A 19,147-nucleotide genomic window follows, 5' to 3' on the forward strand; every position below is an offset into this window, starting at 1 on the left:
AGCCGATCCCGAACGAGCCAGCACCCGGTAGCACTGTGCCGAGTGCCCGCGCGGCAGCGCCCGCCAATGACCAGGACGCATGAACGACGTCGGCCTGGCCGTGAGCCCCGGAATTGAGCCAGCCGCGTTGCCTGCGCAGGTACCCATGGTCGATCGCCGGATCGACCATGACGCCGTGCTCGTTCACAACTTGCACAGCCGGATCAGGCTGCGGGTAGCCTTCGCGCCTATGCGTGGCCTTACGCGACGTCGTTTTGCCGCCAGCGGCCAGCCACCTCAGAACCGACGAGCCGAGGGCAACGGAACGGAAATCCCAAGAACGATCATCACCCTGCATGCGATGACCTTTGCGGAACTACTTGGAGTTGCGCGGCAAGGTCAACAAAACTGACCTCTCAGTGATGTTCATGCCACACAGTACAAGTATAGCTGATATGGCAACAAATATACCGTAGCTACTTCGAGCAGGATCAAACGGTCGATCCAGGGCACCTGTCACGCGGCACGTTGGAGTCGATGCCGACATGCGGGCAACGCATGAAAACGCAATGGTCGTGACAAGCAGCGAATCGCACGACTGTACCTTGCCGTGTGCGGGTTCCGGGCGAAAGACTGGATTCAGACTGGACGCAAGCAACCGCTGTTTCAGCAGGCCTTATCGGGCATCCGACACCGTTCACGTGCCCTGTATCCTGCTGCGGCACATTGAAGAGAGCCTCCCGCGTGCCAGTGCCGACCGGGTATTCCTTCCGAAGCCATCACTCAGTTGTGCCCCCTGAATGCCGAGTCGGATGGACGACAAGACCGGGGTCCTGCGCCCAGAGCGACGGTCGCATCGATGGAATCGGTGCTGCCGCTCTGACCGCTTGTTTGGGCGTCGGCGTCAGAATTCCCGGAGCGGCCAGGTTGGCTGCCGCTCCCGGCGGAATTTCGGGGAATGCGGCCGGCTCGCTTCCGGGATAGAACGCGGTGAAGTGCGCCTGGCACGTCCGGCCACAAGGCCGAAATCTCGTCGCCGCGGCGGATGACGGCCGCCGCGGCGAGCAAGAGCTACTTGCCGAGCCAGGGATAACGTTCGGTGTCTTTCCCGGCATAGTCGGGATCGAGATAGATGAAGCAGCGCTGGATCTTCCAGTCGCGGATCTCGAAGACGTCACACCAGCGCCCCGCCTGCCATTCCGGCAGGCCTGCCCGCCACGGACCGTCCTGGTGCTCGCCATGGCTGGTGCCCTCGCAGACGACGAGGTCGCTGCCGGAGAAGATCCAGTTGAAATGCGAATAGTGGTGGGTGATCGACTTCAGCGTGCCGCCGACGTCGCCGAACATCCTGCCGATCTCGTCCCTGCCGTTGGCGAGGCCCCATTTCGGGAAGTAGACCTGCGCGTCCTCGGCGAAGAGCTCGAGGATCGACCCACCGGTCGAGGTCACCCCGCCATTGTCGAATGCCTTGAGATATTCGAGCGCGACGGATTTGCGCTGCTCGTCGGTCATGGTCTGCGTGCTGAGTGCCATGGTTGCTTCCTCCCGGTAGAACACTCTCTCAATGCCTGCTTTCGGCATTCGCGGCATTGGCCGCGAGATAAGCGAAGGCGAGGATCGGCCCCAGCGTCGCGCCGCCCGCCCAATAGGCCCTGGCCGATGCCGAGGCGACGCAATTGCCGACGCCATAGAGGCCGGCGATCGGCGTGCCGGTATGGTCGAGCACCTGGCCGTCGGGGCTGGTGACGGGGCCGCCCTTGGTGTCGAGATTGCCGCCGGTGAGCAGCGCCGCGTAATAGGGCCCCTCGCCGGCGATCGGATACATGGTCGGATTGGGCGCCGCCGGGCTTTCGGCGGCCGGGCCGTTGAAGAGCAGCTCGACCTGGCGTTCGCCGCGACGGAAATCGAGGTCCCTTCCTTCCCTGGCAAAGCCGTTGAAACGCTCGATCGTGGCGGCGAGGTTCTTCTCGAAATTCCCGGAGAGCGCCAGGCCGCCGATGCGGCCGGCATGTTTCTCCAGGCGTGCGCGGATATTCCGAGACAGTTCCGCCAGGGTCGCGCCCTTGATGACATGGCGGTCGTCGGCGCCCTCGGGCACGATGAAGCGGCCATACTCGTCGCTGGCCGAATGCTCCTGGCTGCGCCGGTCCCAGATCGCCGCCAGAACCAGGTTCGGATATTCCGATCTGGCCGGATCCCAGGCGAAGAAGGCCTGCGCGGATTCGTTGTAGGCGAGCTTCTCGTTGGTGACGCGCTTCCCGTTCCGGTCGACATAGATCATCGAATCGCCCGAAGGCGAGAAGGTGCCGATCAGCGCGGGATCGTCGGCCAGCGCCTTCTCCAGCACGATCGGACACATCCAGGCATAGTTCATGTTGCGCAGTTCGGCCCCGGCGGCCGAACCGATATGGACGAAATCGCCCTCGTTGCTGCGCGCCGCGCAGCCGCCGAAGACGGGCACGCTGAGGAAGTTCTTGCGCAGCGTCACATCGTGGGTGAAGCCGCCCGAGGCGAAGATGACGGCTTTCGCCGCCCTGAAGGCAATTGTCCTGCCGTCGGCCGTGTCGGCCTCGATGCCGACCACTCTGCCGTCGTCATCAAGGACCGTGCGCTGGACGCGGTGCCCGGTGCGGATGTCGACGCCGTCGGCCCGCGCCCGGTCGCTCATCGCGCGTACCGCGACCTCGCCGCCGTCGGACATGCTCTCGCGCGCGCCCTTGGGCAGGAGCACGCGGCCCTTGGGCGCCTTGTCTTCGGGCAGCTCGGCCCAATAGTCCGGCACGAAATCGCAGTGGCGATACTCCAGCGCGCCCTTTTTCGCGAGCAGTTCCGTGGCCGGCGAGGCATTGTCGTAGATCGCGGCGTAGGAATCATATTCCCATTGACTCATGCCCAGCGTCGGATGGTCGGGATCATAGGCCTCCGGACGCGACAGCCGCGCCATGTAGCGCAGGCAGTCCTCCTTGCGGTCCTCGATGCCGACCTCCCGCATATGCTTGTTGTTCGGCACCCAGTACCAGAAGGCGGCCTTCCTGGTGGTTCCGCCGAGTTCGTCGGCCTTCTCCAGGAGCACCACGCTGTTGCCGTGCCAGCGGCTGAACAGGGCCGAGGCGAGCCCGCCGGCGCCGCCGCCGACAACGACGATATCGGCCTCGACATCGAAGCTCCGGCGCCTGGCGGGAGCGGCGGATTTCCTTGAAATGGACGGCATGGCCTTTCCTCCTGCGGCATGGCGGGAGGTCCAGACCTCCCTTCGAAACACCGCATCGCTCGATCCGACCGGATCCTCTCCCGGCGATGCTGCGGCCACCCTGCCCGTTCGCAAAGCGCACGTCTTTCAAATCCCTGCCCTTTACAGATTCCTGTAGCGGAATGATCGGAGGCTGCAGGGTTCGGAACGAGACTATTGTAGCACACGCCGTAATCTGCGACCATCGCGTCGCGGGCAACCGGCTGGAGGAAGCCACCCGTTCGCAAGGCGAACAGATAAGATTTGCCGGTCCAGGGAGGACAGAGATTGGCTGCGGCTATCGGACGGGCGCGAGATGTCCGCTATGGCGGGCTGGAGCAGTTTCCGATCAGGGGCGGTGTCGGCGGCATCGATTACTGCATTGCCGGGTCACGTCCCTACGCGCTCGAATTCATGAACGGCGTCGACGTGATCTGCCTTCTGCTCGGTGACGTTGTTTCCACGACACGGTTCGAAGATGACGCCGAGGAGCCGCTGGTCTTCCGGGGCGAGACGGCGGCGTTCCATCCGCGGCGCGGCCGGGTTCGCGTCGCCGCGAGCCATGTCAGGCACGGCTTCATCGCCTTCAGCTATTCGGATGAATTCCAGACCGACGTCTGCGATGTCAGGCTGAGCGAGGCGCGTAGGGCCGGCAGCACGAACAATATCGGGGGCGGCTCGATACGACACCTGGCGCGTTATGCGCGGGAGCGCATGCGCGGCGAACGCTCCCTCGACCCGCTCGAACTGCAATATCTCGGCGGGCTCGTCTATCTGGAAACCATGAACGGGCTGCAGGCCGTCCGCCCGGCAAGGCGGGCCGGCCTGTCGGACGGCGAGTTCCGCCGCATCGCCGACTTCGTCGAAGCAGGGCTCGACGGCGATATCAGCTGCGCGCGCATCGCCAGGGCAGTCGACCTGCCGCTACGCGTGGTGTTCGACGGAATGAAGGTGCGAACCGGCCTGTCGCCCTACCAGTTCGTGCTGGCGCGGCGGATCGACAAAGCGTGCGAGCTTCTTGCCCGTTCCGACCTGCCGATCGCCGAGATCGCACTCGCCTGCGGCTTCGCCTCGCAACAGCATCTCACCGCGACGCTGTCGCGCAAACTCGGCAGCACGCCGCGGCGGCTGCGGGACAGATGAGGCGGGCGATCTCAATCGCCGGCGCCGCCCCTCCGGCCCGGTAGATAGCCGCGCATCCAATTGGACGCACACAGGTCGCTCCAACACTTTGACCCACGCTACGTGCCTTCGCGCCGACAGGCGTGAGCCACGCAGTCGCGCGCTCCGACGGCCGATACTATCGACCATCGATATGATATGATCCCCGTCGCGCAAAACCTGGGAGGAGGAGATGCATCCGCACTTGTCCGCTTTCGGGTCCGATGCTCTGGTACTCGCCGGTGTCCTGATCGCAACCAGCGTCGCCACAGCCGAGCCTGTCGTCTTCCATACGGCGCATTTTTCGGATGACGTCGTCATCAGCCTCAGCCTGGTCGGCGACAGCCAGTCCGCCGACCGCGACTATGATTTCGACGTACTGATCGGCCTCACCACGATCAGCCCCGATGGCCGGATCATCTATGCCGACCCGAGCAGGCACCCTGCGCGCGTGAGATGCGGCGCTCCCGCCAAGATCCTCGTCGGGGGCATCGAATACCCGGTCGGCGAGACGATGAAGGGCACCCAGCAGGAAAACTGGAAGCGGGATCTCTGGCATACCGTCTGCAAGACGCTTGTTTCGTGAGCGATACGATGCGGGTTCGTCCCTCCCCATGCTTCGAGCGGCGGGAGGGAAGATCCATTCGCCCCATGCTCCAATCACCTCACGCCGCGAAGGGCGTGTAGTCCACGTCGTAGCCGAAGTAGCGCGGACCGACGAGGGCAATGCCCTCCGGCGTCAGCCATTGCGGATTGCTGGGGAAGGCCAGCGCCTTCAGCCTGAGGCCGTAGCGTAGCGCATCCGCGGTGACCGGATTGCCGCTTTCGGCTTCGAGCAGCGTGATCAGGTCGGGTGTCGTCACCAGGATCTTGCCGTCGCGTTCGGCCATCAGGAACTCGTTCTGGAAGTCGAGCTTGAAGCTGTGGCCCTTCCATTCGTCGACGCCGTCGAAGCGCGCGGTGCCGCGGGCGAAGCCGCCGACAGTGCGGCGATCGATGTCCTTGGCGCGGCCGTGGAAGATGACCTTGGCGCCGAGCATTCCGACGATGGCGTCGACCGGATCGCCATGAGCGTGGCGGGTGTCACGCAGTGCGCGGCCAAGCTCTGCGCAGAGCGACAGGGTGCCGCGCACCACAGCCTTCTTCGCCACCGCACCGCTCATCGAATAGAAGGCGAGCAATGCGGAGCCCCCCATCTCGACGGTGGCGGCGCGCGCAAGGCGCTCTGTCCAGGCATTGCTCACCGTGTCGAGAACAAGTGAATTGCCCTTGTCGTCGCACAACACCATCGGGGTCGCGGAGACCCCGTGCAGGGTGAAGGTGACCATCTGCAGCTCGGGATAGGCGCGCCCCATGCCGTCGCCGTCGACCAGCGGCAGGCCGCTGGCGGCTGCCACCACGAAAGGAGTCGTGGAGTTCACGCCGCCGGCCTCGCCGCACAGCACCGCGTCGATCTTGCGGCCGAGAAGCTGCTCGAGCTGGCGGAAGGCGTTCATCAGTTCGTCGCCTTGCGGCAGCTTCTCCGTCATGACGGTCGGCGCGCCCATCATGCAGACGGGCACGACGAGCGCGTCGTCGGGCAGCTCGGCGACATCGACCAGTTTGACCGGCCCATGCTTCCTGATGGCCTGCTGCGCCATCAGCTTGCCGACATAGGGATCGCCGCCGCCGCCGGTGCCGAGGATGGCGCCGCCGGTCGCGATGTCCTCAAGATCGTCGGCATGGATCGTCCGAAGGATTTTCATCGTCTTGGTCCTTTCACGCGGCGATCGGGCCGGCCGCGAGCGGTCTGAACGTCAGGTCGGGATAACCGAAGGCTTTGGGGCCGACGATCTCCAGCGCCTTGGGCGTCTTCATCAAATCATGCACGGGAAGGCCGATGACGGCGATGCGCTGGCCGTAACGCAGGATCTCCGTGGTGATCGGCTCGCCCGTCTCGAGTTCGAGATTGACGATCAGGTCGGGCACCATGATCACCGGCTCGCCGTCGATCCACAGGACGAGGTTCTCGTTCTGGATGGCGATGCGTGCCTCCGAGCCCGCCCAGGCATCGATCCCCGCGAGGTGCGCATGTCCGCGCGCGAAACCGCCGGTGAGTTCGCGCCTGACATCGGTGACCTTGCCGGTGAAGAACAACTTGGCGCCCGTCGTCGCGACCACGCGCTCCACCACGTTCTGCCGTTTGGCGCGGGCGTCGAGCACGGTCTGGCCGATCCGGAGCGCCTGGGTGACGGTGTCGGGCACGGCGGTGCGGCGCACGAACTCCATCGACATCGGCGCGATGGCGAGCCCGGCTCCGGCGCCCATGCCGACGGATACGTCGCGGGCGAAACGTTCGAGCCAGAACATGTCGACCATGTCGCGGAACACCACGACATTGCCCTTGTCGTCGGCGATTGCCGCCGGCGCGGCCTTGGCGCCGTAGATGAAGAAGGTGGTCATCTGGACTTCGGGAAAGGCGCGGCCCATGCCGTCGCCGTCGACCACGGGCAGGCCGGCCATGGCCGCCGCGATGATCGGCTCCAGCGAGTTGGCGCCGCCGATCTCGGCCGAGATCAGGGCCGACATCTTCACCCCCGCGGCCTCCTCCACCGCGCGCATGGCGCGGTAGCACTCGCCGCCCTCCTCGACCTTCTCGACGCCGACGACGGGCGCGCCGATGCCGCCGACCTCGCCGATCCAGGCATCGTCCGGCAGCGCATCGAGCGGAACGACCCGGACCTCGGCGCCCTTGCGCATCAACTCGCGCGTGCGCAGCATTCCGATATAGGGATTGCCGCCCCCGCCGGTGCCGAGAAGTGCTGCGCCGATCGACAGCGGCAGGAGATCGGCTTCCTTCAGCAGATAGCCCTTAGCCGACATGGAGCTCTCCGACGGCTTTGATGCGCACGCGCGTCGCATTCCCGGGCAGATAGGCGAGCGGCACGTCCTCGACGTCGACAATCTCGATGCTGTCGCGCAGGGCTCCGGCCGCCACGGCCGCATCGACCGCGCGCTGCTTGGCGTCGGCGAGCGCCTGCTCGCGGCCGATCTCGGCCAGCGCATAGACGCGGTCGACCTCGCCGGAGACCTGCGCGATCGCAGCACCCACCGCATTGGCGACCGCGAAGTGGTGGGGCTTGATCACCTCCAGGCCGCCGATCGGACCGTCGACCAGGATCGAGCCGCCGCCGACCACGATGACGGGAAGCGGCTCGGGCGACAGGCGCGAGCGCTCGACGCAATCCTCCAGCATCTCCATGATCCTTGTCTGGGTGCGCGCGATCAGGTCGGGCGAGAGATGGGCGACCTTGGACCGGTCGCCGAAGTCGGCCCGGCCGGCAGCCGCCATGACATCGGATGTCGTCAGCGTCGAGCCGCCGAAGATCAGGGCATCGGTGACAAGCCGGTAACCGACCGAGGTCGGGCCGACCTTGATGCCGTGCTCGGTCTCGACCACATGCGAGCCGCCTCCCAAGCCGACCGAGAAGACGTCGGGCATGCGGAAATTGGTGCGCACGCCGCCGACTTCGACGGCGACCGTCGCCTGCCGCGGAAACCCCTTGTGCAGCGAGCCGACGTCGGAGGTGGTGCCCCCGATGTCGACCACGATCGCTTCGGAGACACCCGACAGGAAGGCGGCGCCGCGCATCGAATTGGTCGGACCTGAAGCGAAGGTCAGCACCGGGAATTTTTCGGCGAAAGCGGCATCCATCAGCGTGCCGTCGTTCTGGGTGAGATAGAAGCGGCCCTTGATGCCGGTCTCGGCGATGGCCTTGCGGAAGGCCTCGATCACATGGGCCGACAGGTCGCGCAGGCAGGCGTTCATGATCGCCGCGTTCTCGCGCTCCAGCAGCCCGATACGACCGATCTCGCTGGACAGCGTGATATGCGCGTCCGGCAGCGCCTTGGCGAAGATCGCACCCGCCTGCTTCTCGAACTCGCCGCTGACCGGGGAGAAGACCGAGGTGATGGCGATCGAGTTGATTCCCCTGGCCGTGATCTCGGCAGCGATGCCGAGCAGCTCCTTCTCGTCGAGCGGCGAGATGACACGGCCGTCGAATTCATTGCCGCCATGGGCGAGCCAGGCATGGTTGCCGATCGCCTGCTTCAGGTCCTCCGGCCAGTCGACCATCGGCGGCAACGAGGCCGTTGCCGGCAGGCCGAGGCGGACCGCGGCGGTCGGGGCAAGATCGCGGCGCTGCACGACAGCATTGGTGAAATGGGTGGTGCCGATCATGACCACGTCGACGACGCCGGCCTTCATGCCTGAAGCGTCGAGCACGGCCTTCAGCGCATTGACCACGCCGCTCATGACGTCGGCCGTCGTGGCGGACTTGACGCCCGCAATCACGCGCGGACCGTCCATGATGACGGCATCCGTATTGGTGCCGCCGACGTCGATACCTATCCTGATCATCTGGTCTGAACCTCGCTTTAGATTTCTAGCCGCCCTGCGCCTTGCGCAGGGCGAGCAGCTTTTCGGCTGTCGGGATCTCTCCGTCGATCAGCTCGATCTTCGGGCGCATCGCCTCCTCCTCCGCCGAGATGACGGGGACCGAGGCGAGGAGGAGCCGGGTGTAATCGTGCCGGGGATTGTCGAAGACGGCGGCGGTGTCGCCGGTCTCGACGATCTCGCCGAGATAGAGGATCCCGACCTTCTTCGCGAAATTGCGCATCAGGCTGAGATCGTGGGAGATGAACAGGAAGGTGAGGTCGAGCTGGCGGCCGAGATCGACCAGGAGGTCGATGACCTTCGCCTGCACGGAGACGTCGAGCGCCGAGGTCGGCTCGTCGAGCACGACCAGCTTCGGCGCCACCGCGAGCGCCCGGGCTATCGCCACGCGCTGCTTCTGGCCGCCCGACAGCTCGTGCGGGAAACGCTGCGCGAAATCGGCCGGAAGCTGCACCATCTCGAGCAGCTCGGAAATGCGCCGGCGACGATCGGAACGCGGATGGCCGTGTGCCTCTAGCGGCACCCCGATCGACTGTCCGACCGTGCGGCGCGGATTGAGCGAGGAGCCGGGGTTCTGGAACACCATCTGCACCTTGCGGCCATGCTCGCGCGTGCCGCCGGTGCCGATGATGTTTTCGCCGTCGAGGAAGATGTCGCCGCTGTCGGGGCGGGTGAGGCCCATGATCGTGCGGGCGATGGTGGATTTGCCCGAGCCGCTCTCGCCGGCGAGACCGTAGACCTCGCCGCGCTCGATCGAGAAGGACACATGATCGACGGCCTTCACCTCGCCGGCCATGCGGCCGAAGACGTTGCGCACCGGAAAGCTCTTGCAGAGGTCGACCACGTCGAGCATCGGCTTCATGCGACGCCCTCCGGCCGACCGAAGCGCGTGCCGCCGGTGAGGCGCGGCACGGCATCGATCAGCGCCCGCGTATAGTCGTTCCTGGGTGCTGCGAAGAGCTCTGCGGTCGCGCTCGCCTCGACCACGACCCCCTTGTTCATGACATAGACATAGTCCGACGTCTCACGGACCACGCCGAGATTGTGGGTGATCATCAACAGCGCCAGGCCGCGCGCCTCGACGAGATCCTTGAGCAGCTTCAGAATCTGCGCCTGGGTGGTGACGTCGAGCGCGGTGCCGGGCTCGTCGGCGATCAGGAGCCTCGGCTCGCTGAGCAGCGCCATGGCGATCAGCACGCGCTGCCGCATGCCGCCCGACAGCATGATCGGATAGGACCGCGTCACCCTTTCGGGATCACGCATGCGCACCTGGCCGAGCACCTCATGGACGCGATCCATCCGCTCGCGCCGGCCGCGGCTGCGGCCGAGACGCCGGTCGGCATATTTGAGGATCGTGCCCATCTGGTCGCCGATGGTGAAGACCGGATTGAGCGAGCTCATTGGATCCTGGAAGATCATCGACATGGCCGTGCCGCGCAGGGCCGTGCGCTCGCGCGCAGGCATCTTGAGCAGGTCGCGGCCATCGAAGACGATCTCCCCGCCCGATATGGTCGCCGGGGGATGGCGCAGCAGCCCCATGATCGCCTTCATGGTGACGGTCTTGCCGGAGCCGCTCTCGCCGACCAGCGCGATATGGCTGTGCGCCGGCACGTCGAGCGAGACGCCCTTCAGAACCCGGCTGGTCTGGCCGTAGGTGGTGAACTCCACCGAGAGGTCGCGAACGCTGAGCAGGGCCTCGCTCATCGCACGTCCTCCACGTCGAAGAGGTCGCGCAGCCCGTCGCCGAGCAGGTTGAATCCCAGCGCCACGAACAGGATGGCGCAGCCCGGCAGAACGGATTCCCACCAATAGTCCGGCAGGAAGGCAGCACCCGAGGCAACCATCGTGCCGAGGTCGGGCGTCGGCGGCTGGATGCCGAGGCCGAGGAAGGAGAGCGAGGCGCCGACCAGGATGACGAAGCCGGCGTCGAGCGATGTCTTGACGGCGAGCGCGGAAACGCAGTTGGGCAGGATCTCGCGGAACAATATGTGGAACTTGCTGGCGCCCAGCGTCTCGGCCGCCTCGACGAATTCCTGGGTGCGCAGCTGCCGCGTGATCGAATAGATGAGCCGCGTGTGCCAGGTCCACCAGAGCGCGGCGATGGCGAGCATGGCATTGACGAGGTCGGGCGAAAGCACCGCGGCGACAGCCAGCGCCATCACCAGCGGCGGGATGGCCAGCGAAATGTCTGTGATGCGCATGATGACGATCTCGACCCAGCCGCCGAAATAGCCGGCGAGCAGGCCGAGCACGGTGCCGACCGGAACGGCGGTGCCCAGCACGACGAGCGCGAGCAGGAGCGACACGCGCATGCCGAAGGCGACCCGGGTGAAGATGTCGCGGCCGACATTGTCGGTGCCGAACCAGTATTCGGCCGAGGGCGGCAGATGACGGGCGCGGAAATTGACGGCGGCGCCGACATGCTCCGGATAGGGCGTGATCAGCGGCGCGAAGATCGCGGCCAGCACGCAGATGACGACGATGGTCGCGCCGATCACCGCGGTCGGGTTGCGCGAGAAGCGGTACCAGTTCTGATAGGCGTTGGAGAGGCGGCGCGGGGCCTGTGCGATATCGGTCATCAGCGCCGCCCCCTGATGCGGACGCGCGGGTCGACGAAGCCGACGAGCACGTCGATGACCAGATTGACCATCACGAAGAACACGCCGGACACCATGACCACGCCCATCACGGCATTGAGGTCCTTCTGCAGGATGGTGCGGATGCCGTAGGCGGCCATTCCGGGCCAGGCGAAGACCAGCTCGACGACGAAGGCATTGCCGATCAGCGACGCGAATTCAAGGCCGAGGATGGTGAGCGGCGGCACGAAGCTCGGCCGCAGCATGTATTTGAACACGCGCAGCGGCTCGGGCACGCCGAAGGCCCGGCTCGCTTCGATATAGTCCTGGCTGGCGACGTCGATCATCGAGGAGCGGGTGATGCGGGCGATCTGCCCCATGGTGGCCGCAGCGAGCGCGATCGACGGCAGGAGCAGGTAGCGCAGCGCTTCCAGGAAGACGTCGAAGCGGCCGCGCAGCAGGGAATCGATGGTCAGCAGGCCGGTGATGTCGGCCGAGAACACCATATTCGGCGGCAGCCGGCCGGTGGTCGGCAGGATGTGCAGCACATAGCCGGCGAGGATCTGGAGGAGCAGCGCCAGGAAGAAGCTTGGCGTCACCGCGCTGAAGATGGCGATGAGGCGCACGACATTGTCCGGCCATCGGTCCTTCCAGCGCGCCGCCGCCACGCCCAAAGGGACGCCGAAGACGAAGGCGATCGTGATTGTGGCGAGCACCAGTTCGAAGGTCGCCGCGAATGTGTCGCGTATGTCGTCGTTGACGGGCCGTTCGGTGAGCAGCGAGCGGCCGAGGTCGCCCTTGGCCAGGCCGCCGATGAACATGCCGTATTGCTCGACAAGCGGCCGGTCGAGACCCAATGTCTGCTGAAGGGCCGCGACCTGCTCCTGGGTGGCTCGCGGGCCGAGCGCCAGGCGGGCCGGATCGCCGGGGATGGCGCGGGCGATCACGAAGATGACGACCGACAGGCCGGCCAGCACCAGAAGCGACCAGAGCACGCGCCGAATGAGGAAGAGAAGGAATTCCAACGATCCAGCTTTCGATTGCGTCAGCGTCGGGCTGTCTCGCGGTCGGGATCGAGTTCAAATCCCGAGGTCGGCGCGAGATACCCCTCATCCGACCGCGCTTCGCGCGGCCACCTTCTCCCACAAGGGGAGAAGGGGACACTGCGGCAACGCTTCCGCCAGTCGTCGACGTTGGTGACTTGCACAGCCGGCGAAGCCAAGCTCCCCCTTCTCCCCTTTTGGGAGAAGGGGGCCGCGCGCAAGCGCGGTCGGATGAGCGGTACTGGCCGTCCGGCGCCCGTTCCGCTCATCAGTTACTTGCAGGTCCAGCTGTAGCGCGTGAAGTCGTAGTCGAAGGACTGCATCGGCACGGCCTTGAAGCCGGTCAGGCACTTGTCCATCGCATGCTGCACGGTCTGGGTGAGCAGGAAGACGTCGGGCTGGATCTCGACCAGCTTGTGCTGGAGGTCGCGATAGATCTCGGCCTGCTTCTTGACGTCGCCTGTTCCGCGGGCGTCGTCGATCAGCTTGTCGATGTCGGGGTTCTGCAGCCATTCCATCGACATCCAGGTGCCGGCGGCCTTGGAATGGTATTGCGAGAAGAACATCGAATCCGGCGACGGATAGGTCGGGCCGTAGAAGATCTGGCTGACCGCCGGCGTGGTCTCCACCTTGGTGGCGAGCTCGGTAATGCGGTTCCAGGGATCGGACTGCTGGGTGACCTGGAAGCCGATCTGCTCGAGATTGGCCTGCATCAGGAGGCTGATCTCCTCCTCGAACTTGGTGCCGGCGACATAGCCCAGCGTGATCGGGATCGGCGCGCCGGCATATTTCGACTTGGCAACCTCCGCCTTGGCGGCCTCGAGGTCGTAGGTGGGCTCGGGGATGTCGTCGGCGTGGAAGTCGGCGAAGGCTTTCGGCAGCGGCGTCGACAGCACGCCGCCCGGGAAGATCACCTCGCGGACGGTCGCGTAGTCGGTGGCGAGCGCGATGGCGCGGCGGATGTGGACGTCGTCTGTCGGCGCGACCTTGGTGTTGAGCTTCAGATAGAAGGCCGTGGAGGTGTCCTCCGCGACGAGGTTGAAACGGCCCATGTCGACCAGCGCCTTGTAGGTCTCCGGCGACTGGTACTGGCTGGTCATGGTCAGTTCGCCCGATGCCGCCAGCGAGCGCACGGTCGCCTCGTCATTGGTGACGATCCAGCGTACCTCGTCGATGGGGCCTTCCGCGAAGCCCTTGTAGTAGTCCTTGTTGCGCACGATGGTCATCTGCGCGCCGCGATCCCAGCTCTTCAACGAATAGGCGCCGGCGCCGGCGACATTGGTCGCGAGCCAGGCCTGGCCGTCGTCGGAGCCTTCATGCGGCTTCACAGCTTTCTCGTTAAGGATGAGGATGGCGGGTACCGTGGTCAGGAACGGCGAGAAGGTTTTCGAAAGGGTGAACTTGACCGTGCCGACATCCACGGCCGTCACCGAGCCGGGTTTCAACACGTCCGCGAACAGGTTCGCCGGCCCCTGATTGATGCGCAGCAGGCGCTCCACCGTATAGACCACGTCGCTCGCCTGGACGGGCGAGCCGTCGGCGAACTTCGCGTCTGCGCGCAGCTTGAAGGTCACTTCCCTGGCGTCGTCGGAAACCGTCCAGCTCTCGGCGAGTTCCGGGATCAGATTGCCCTTCTCGTCTACGCTGACCAGTCCGTCATAGAGGTTCACCGCCGCCATATAGTCGGTGTAGTCGGAGATCTTGGCCGGATCGATGGTACCGAAGATCTGCACGGTGTTCATCGTCACCACGGTTTCGGCCGCTGCCGGCATCACGCCTGCGGCCCCCAGCATCAGGGCCGCCGTGGCGGTGGAAGTCAAATAGCCTCGTCTGATCATTGTCCGGTTCCCCTGTTGCACTCGGTTTCTTCTGTGTGCGGACTTGGCATCGCCCGCATCAGGGAGGAAAGGCCCCAACCTTCGACATCGAGGATGCCGGCCGGTCTTGCTTCTGTACGTCGGCAATTTCGTGCGGGCATCCTGTCGGTCCGGCAAGACCTCCCGATCCGGCCGGACTGACGACAGCTTCGCGCAATCGGCGGACCGGCCTCAAGTCGGCAAAAGGATAGGTTTTGCAGAAAATAGTCTAGGTTTGACGGAAGGGCCGCCGAGCCGGCGCAATACGCATCCAAGCCCCGGACTACGTCACGAGGCCGAGCGCCCTGGCGGCGCTGATCGCTTCCTTGCGTTTGGCGCAGCCGAGCTTGCGGTAGACATTGCCGAGATGGAACTTCACCGTCGCTTCGCTGAGCCCGAGCGTGTTGGCAATGTATTTGTTGGACCCGCCCTCGCAGATCATCAGCAGGATCTTGGTCTCCTTGCGCGACAGGCCCATCTTGGCGCCGAGCGCATTGGCGGGCAGGCTGCCGCCGCGCAAACGGCGCATCACCTGGCGCACCGGGGTCGACGTGTCGAGGAATTCGCTGATGCGCTTGTCGTCGATGAGCTCGGTAAGAAACATGCGCTCCTCGGCGAGCGGCGCGACGGCGCCGAGGCGCGAGGCATTCTCGAAGGCCTTCTGCAGCAGCGCGCGGGCACCGGAGAGGTTGCGCTGCCGCTTGCAGACGTAAGCCAGCCAGATGCCGAGACCGATGCGCTGCCGCTCCGTCAGATGCAGGCTGTTGAGCATGGCGAGCAACTGGCGGTCGAGATTGGGCCTGGTCGGCATCTCGTTGACGAGATGTCGGAGCCAGATCAGGGCCAGCGCGATCTCGTCGCGGTCGGTCAGCCGGGGCAGCTCGTCGCAGGCGGCGAGCACCCAGGCCTTGGAGATGCGCGACTGGATGGCGCCGAGCCGTTCGGCCGCCTCCTGCCACCGGTTGCCGTTCTGGAGGACCGCCGCCTCGCGGATCTCGATCATCTCGCGGAACTGGCGATTGCTGACCTGATAAACGCGCCAGCGGTCGAGAAAGCTGCGGGCCGCGATCGTCGAGAAGTGCTCGCCGAGCGCCTGGCTGCCGTAGTGCAAGGCAAATTCGATCAGGCTCGGCCAGATCTCGCCATGCGAAAAATCGTCGAGCTCGAGGCTGAGGAAACGCGCCAGCGGCTCCGGCTTGCCGCCCTCATAGTCTATGCAGGCCTTGAGCAGCGTGAGCAGCCGCTGATCGTTCGGGCTGTCGAAGGAGGTGGCAGCGAGGCAGCCGGCGGCATCGACGGCATGTTTGCGTGCGGTCAGGGCATCGCCCATCATCAGACGCATGATCGCCCGGTGCAGCGCGATGTAGAAGGACAGGATCGGGGCGCGGGCCTGCTCGTAGTGGTATCTGGCGCGCGAGGCCACGTCGTCGGCCTCTGCGAAGCGGCGACTGCGCATGTAGAATTCGAGGATGGCGTTGTAGAAGCTGCCGCGCTCGAGATGGGCATCGGAAGGGAATTCGGCGAGCAGGGCAAAGACCTGCTCCAGCAAGGCGTCGCTGAAGAAGACATCCTCGTAGATCAAGAGCACGAGGCGGAAGGCGCGGAACTCCTTCGGGAAGGACGAGCCCGGGACCAGCGCCTTGGACGGATCGTTCGCCGCTTCACCGTAGCGTTCGGAGAGCAGACGCCGTGCCAGCGCCACATCGCCGCGCTTGCAGGCCTGCAGTGCGAGGCTGATGACCAGCACGTCGTGCCCCATCGCGTATTCGATGGGAAAGCCGGCGAGCACGCGGTCGAAGGCGTCAGGGCCGTAGTAGTAGATGAAGAAGCGATCGGTCGCCTCGATGAAGGTGGCAAGCGCAAGATCGAGGAAGCCGGCCTCCTGGAAGGTGGTGATCGCCTCGGTCATGCGGCCGCGCGCGGCATAGGCTTCCGCGACCGCCCTGGCTTCCTCCGGTTCGCGGCAACGCCCGATGAGCACAGCGTCGATCGCAGCGGCGAGAGGCTCGCGCAGCGCTTCCACCGAGAAGACCAGGCCGCCCTCAGGGCCACGCCGGGCGAAGGGCGCCAGCAGTTCCTCGTCGCCCGCGGCCGCCGTGCCGCCGGCGAGCAGGTCCTTCAACCCGACAAGCGTGGCTGACGGCAGCGGTTCGAGGATCTCCGTCCCCAGGAATTCCCGCAGGACCTCGCCATCGGGCAGGCGTCCGCCGAAGCGCCCGACCAGCAGCGGCCAGCCCCCGCTCGCCGCCATCATGCGCTGAGCCGCGGCGGATCCGACGAGACCCGCCAGTTCGTCCGTATCGAACAGGAGGTCCAGCGTGCCGAGGCAGAAGGCCCGGCCGTATGTCACAGCGCGGGGAAGGCCGGGGAGATGCGCTTCCGGCCGTTTGGCGACCACGATGCGACCCTGACCGGCAAGGAAGCGCTCAGGCAGGGCTTGCGGCGATAGAGCGGGCGGAATGTCCCAGAGCATGATGCCATCGCCATTCGCGGGCGCGGAGTCGCCCATATGCACTGTCGTGCCAAGTCGACCGGCGAGCTCTGCAAGGATCGTCGACTTGCCCGACCCCGCGGCCGCCTCCAGCACGACCACCGGCTCTGGCCGGCCGAGAACGAGCTCGACGAGCCGGCGGCGCGGCAGGAGGGTCCTTCCGGCAATGTCACGCGTCGATGCCAGGCGCATCCGATGGGCTTCCCGTTCGACAGACGAGAACGCCAGAGCACGGGCGGGAGATCAAGCGGAGATTGGGCTTTCGGCGACGTTGAGCCTAAGTTCCGAAACAGGAAGTGCCGATCCAAATACCCCTCAACCGACCTCGCCCTTTCGGGCGAGGCCACCTTTTCCCACAAGGGGAGAAGGCAACGCTGCGGCAACGCTTACGCCAGTCGTCGATGCTGGTGATTTGCAGAGCGCGCGAAGCTAGGCACCTGCCTTCTCCCCTTGTGGGCCCCTTGTGGGAGAAGGTGGCCGCGCCCACGGGTCTTGCCTCCGGCAAGCCCGAGGACAGGCTCCGCGCGGTCGGATGAGGGGTATGCTTCAACGCCTGCCGGTCTGCGGCCAAAAACCCCTTACTCACGCGATCAGCGGCAGGAGGCGCCGGACCTCCGACAGCAACTCGGGGATCGCGCCGGCGTCGCCGGAGAGGTGCTTCAGCAGATATTTCTGGAACAGCCCGTCGAAGACGGCGTAAAGCGCGGCGGGGGTGACGGCCGGCTCGCGGCCGCCGAGTTCGGCGAAACGCGACGCCACGCGCCACACCATGTCCTCCAGGCTCTTGTCGATCTCGGTCACATCCTGGCGGAAGGCGTCCTCGAACATGGCCTGGGAGCGCAGGTCGTACCAGAGGCGGTGCATATGCGCCTCCTCGCGGATCGTCTCGCCGAGCTTCTCCAGGAAGCCCTCGATGAGCTCGGCCCGGCTCTGCGCCTCGGCGGTGACCCGGTCATAGCGGGTGACGCATTTCGCCTTGTAGTGCCGGACCGAGCAGCAGATCAGATCGACCTTGTCGGTGAAATAGTAATGGAGGACGCCGTGGGTGAACTCCGACTTCTGCGCGATCTCACGCAGGCTGGTCCTGGCGTAACCCAACTCGGCGAGCGTCTCCAGCGCGGCCTCGGCGAGTTCGAGGCGCCGGGCGCTGAACTTGTCGACGGGCAGCCGGCGGCCCCGGCCCGTGGGCTTGGTTGCGCGCGGCGCGGTTCCGATCGTCTGCCGTTCCATATCCATCCGCATTCCCGTCCGAGACTTCGGTCTCGCCCTCGAGCCGTCGGCCTTTCTTCCATGAAGCGCCTATTTTGACAAGCGTCAAGGTTTTGCTTGACAAGTGTCTAGTCTTTGGACGATCGTCACGACATTCTTGGCCATCTGTCAAGAAAACCGATTGCGCGGAGCGTGAGGAGCGGCGCGCAAAGGGAGGATTGCCTTTTCAGGAAGATAGTGCCGCGGGCGTTGCCCGCTGGCGAGGCTGCGGCTCGCGCCGCGGAGCGACGGCGCGTGCGCGAGCCACTGATATCGAGAACTCAGGAGGAGCGAGACGATGAGCGAAAAGAGACTGACCGGCCGCAAGGCCCTCGTAACCGGCGGCGCGCGCGGCATCGGCGCGGCGATCGCCCAGGCGCTGGCGGATGCCGGCGCTTCCGTGATGATCGGCGATATCCTTGCCGACCTCGGCAAAGAGACCGCGGCCGGCATCGCCAGATCGGGCGTGAAGGCCGGCTTCGTGGCGCTCGACGTCACCGACGACGGGCAATGGGAGAAGGCCGTCTCGGCCACCGTCGAAACGCTCGGCGGCTTCGACATATTGATCAACAATGCCGGCATCGAGATCACCTCGCTTGTGGTCGATCTCAAGGCCGAAGACATCCGCCGCATGCTCGACGTCAACGTGCTGGGAGTAGCGCTCGGCATGAAACACGCCTTCCGCGCCATGCGGCCGGGCGGCGCGGCGGGCGCCGGCGGCGCCGTGGTCAACGTCGCCTCGGTCGCCGCGACGATCGCCTTCCCGGCGATCTCGGTCTATTCCGGCACCAAGTCGGCGGTCGACCGCATGACGCGCGTCGGGGCGATGGAAGCCGGCAAGCTCGGCTACGGCGTGCGCGTCAACTGCCTCTATCCGGGTCTGGCGCCGACAGAAATGGGCATGAAGCTCGCCTCCGACATCGTCGCCGTCGGCCTCGCCCCTGACGTCAACGCTGCCGTCGGTTCGGTCGTCGAACAGACACCGCTCGCCCGCCTGGCCGAGGTCGGCGACATCGCCGACGCCGCCGTCTTCCTGTGCTCCAACGAAGCGCGCTTCATCACCGGCGCCGGCCTGCCGGTCGACGGCGGCATGGGCATGTAAGGCTGGTACCGATGGGCCTCAATCGCC

At 65.8% G+C, this 19,147-nt stretch carries 16 protein-coding genes; 4 read left to right on the forward strand and 12 right to left on the reverse strand.

Features of this window, described 5'->3' with window-relative positions; all coding sequences use genetic code 11:
- The first annotated feature begins 79 nt into the window (after window positions 1-79).
- Window positions 80-391, forward strand: a complete 312-nt coding sequence (locus tag JN280_RS40090) for a hypothetical protein (RefSeq protein ID WP_244743726.1) — start codon at window positions 80-82, stop codon at window positions 389-391.
- A gap of 659 nt (window positions 392-1,050) precedes the next feature.
- Here the strand turns inward: JN280_RS40090 and JN280_RS04650 are convergent.
- Together JN280_RS04650 and JN280_RS04655 are read right to left on the reverse strand one after the other, a co-directional pair.
- Window positions 1,051-1,512 (reverse strand): nuclear transport factor 2 family protein, encoded by a 462-nt coding sequence (locus JN280_RS04650; RefSeq protein WP_202310333.1) that lies wholly within the window; start codon window positions 1,510-1,512, stop codon window positions 1,051-1,053.
- Window positions 1,513-1,540: 28 nt separating this feature from the next.
- A complete protein-coding gene (locus JN280_RS04655) occupies window positions 1,541-3,190 on the reverse strand; it encodes an FAD-dependent oxidoreductase (protein ID WP_202310334.1) in 1,650 nt (549 codons plus the stop codon).
- 306 nt (window positions 3,191-3,496) lie between these two features.
- Between JN280_RS04655 and JN280_RS04660 the strand changes: the two genes are divergently transcribed.
- Together JN280_RS04660 and JN280_RS04665 are read left to right on the forward strand one after the other, a co-directional pair.
- Window positions 3,497-4,351 (forward strand): helix-turn-helix domain-containing protein, encoded by an 855-nt coding sequence (locus tag JN280_RS04660; RefSeq protein ID WP_202310335.1) that lies wholly within the window; start codon window positions 3,497-3,499, stop codon window positions 4,349-4,351.
- Between the two features lie 211 nt (window positions 4,352-4,562).
- Window positions 4,563-4,955 (forward strand): hypothetical protein, encoded by a 393-nt coding sequence (locus JN280_RS04665; protein ID WP_202310336.1) that lies wholly within the window; start codon window positions 4,563-4,565, stop codon window positions 4,953-4,955.
- A gap of 79 nt (window positions 4,956-5,034) precedes the next feature.
- Here JN280_RS04665 and JN280_RS04670 read toward each other — a convergent pair whose 3' ends face one another.
- From JN280_RS04670 to JN280_RS04710, 10 genes are all read right to left on the reverse strand, one after another.
- Window positions 5,035-6,114, reverse strand: a complete 1,080-nt coding sequence (locus JN280_RS04670; protein ID WP_202310337.1) for a DUF917 domain-containing protein — start codon at window positions 6,112-6,114, stop codon at window positions 5,035-5,037.
- A gap of 13 nt (window positions 6,115-6,127) precedes the next feature.
- Entirely contained in the window at window positions 6,128-7,231 is a 1,104-nt protein-coding gene (locus tag JN280_RS04675) for a DUF917 domain-containing protein (RefSeq protein WP_202310338.1), read from the reverse strand.
- On the reverse strand, window positions 7,221-8,768 hold the full coding sequence (locus JN280_RS04680) for a hydantoinase/oxoprolinase N-terminal domain-containing protein (protein ID WP_202310339.1): 1,548 nt from the start codon (window positions 8,766-8,768) through the stop codon (window positions 7,221-7,223). The genes JN280_RS04675 and JN280_RS04680 overlap by 11 nt, the downstream gene beginning before the upstream one ends.
- 25 nt (window positions 8,769-8,793) lie before the next feature.
- The gene (locus JN280_RS39150; protein ID WP_274609067.1) at window positions 8,794-9,666 is read right to left on the reverse strand and encodes an ATP-binding cassette domain-containing protein; all 873 of its coding nucleotides are present in this window, start codon (window positions 9,664-9,666) and stop codon (window positions 8,794-8,796) included.
- A complete protein-coding gene (locus JN280_RS39155; RefSeq protein ID WP_210382586.1) occupies window positions 9,663-10,508 on the reverse strand; it encodes an ABC transporter ATP-binding protein in 846 nt (281 codons plus the stop codon). The genes JN280_RS39150 and JN280_RS39155 overlap by 4 nt, the downstream gene beginning before the upstream one ends.
- Window positions 10,505-11,383, reverse strand: a complete 879-nt coding sequence (locus tag JN280_RS04690) for an ABC transporter permease (protein ID WP_202310340.1) — start codon at window positions 11,381-11,383, stop codon at window positions 10,505-10,507. Before JN280_RS04690 ends, JN280_RS39155 begins: the two co-directional genes overlap by 4 nt.
- Window positions 11,383-12,405, reverse strand: coding sequence for an ABC transporter permease (locus JN280_RS04695; RefSeq protein ID WP_202310341.1), 1,023 nt, complete (start codon window positions 12,403-12,405; stop codon window positions 11,383-11,385). The genes JN280_RS04690 and JN280_RS04695 overlap by 1 nt, the downstream gene beginning before the upstream one ends.
- Before the next feature lie 290 nt (window positions 12,406-12,695).
- Window positions 12,696-14,261, reverse strand: coding sequence for an ABC transporter substrate-binding protein (locus JN280_RS04700; protein WP_202310342.1), 1,566 nt, complete (start codon window positions 14,259-14,261; stop codon window positions 12,696-12,698).
- A gap of 301 nt (window positions 14,262-14,562) precedes the next feature.
- Entirely contained in the window at window positions 14,563-16,962 is a 2,400-nt protein-coding gene (locus JN280_RS04705; RefSeq protein WP_202310343.1) for a helix-turn-helix transcriptional regulator, read from the reverse strand.
- 390 nt (window positions 16,963-17,352) lie between these two features.
- On the reverse strand, window positions 17,353-18,006 hold the full coding sequence (locus JN280_RS04710) for a TetR/AcrR family transcriptional regulator (RefSeq protein WP_244742971.1): 654 nt from the start codon (window positions 18,004-18,006) through the stop codon (window positions 17,353-17,355).
- Between the two features lie 310 nt (window positions 18,007-18,316).
- Here JN280_RS04710 and JN280_RS04715 point away from each other — a divergent pair, with 310 nt between their 5' ends.
- The gene (locus JN280_RS04715; protein ID WP_202310344.1) at window positions 18,317-19,120 is read left to right on the forward strand and encodes an SDR family NAD(P)-dependent oxidoreductase; all 804 of its coding nucleotides are present in this window, start codon (window positions 18,317-18,319) and stop codon (window positions 19,118-19,120) included.
- Window positions 19,121-19,147: the final 27 nt, after the last annotated feature.

The organism is Mesorhizobium sp. L-8-10 (assembly GCF_016756635.1).
Taxonomy (GTDB): domain Bacteria; phylum Pseudomonadota; class Alphaproteobacteria; order Rhizobiales; family Rhizobiaceae.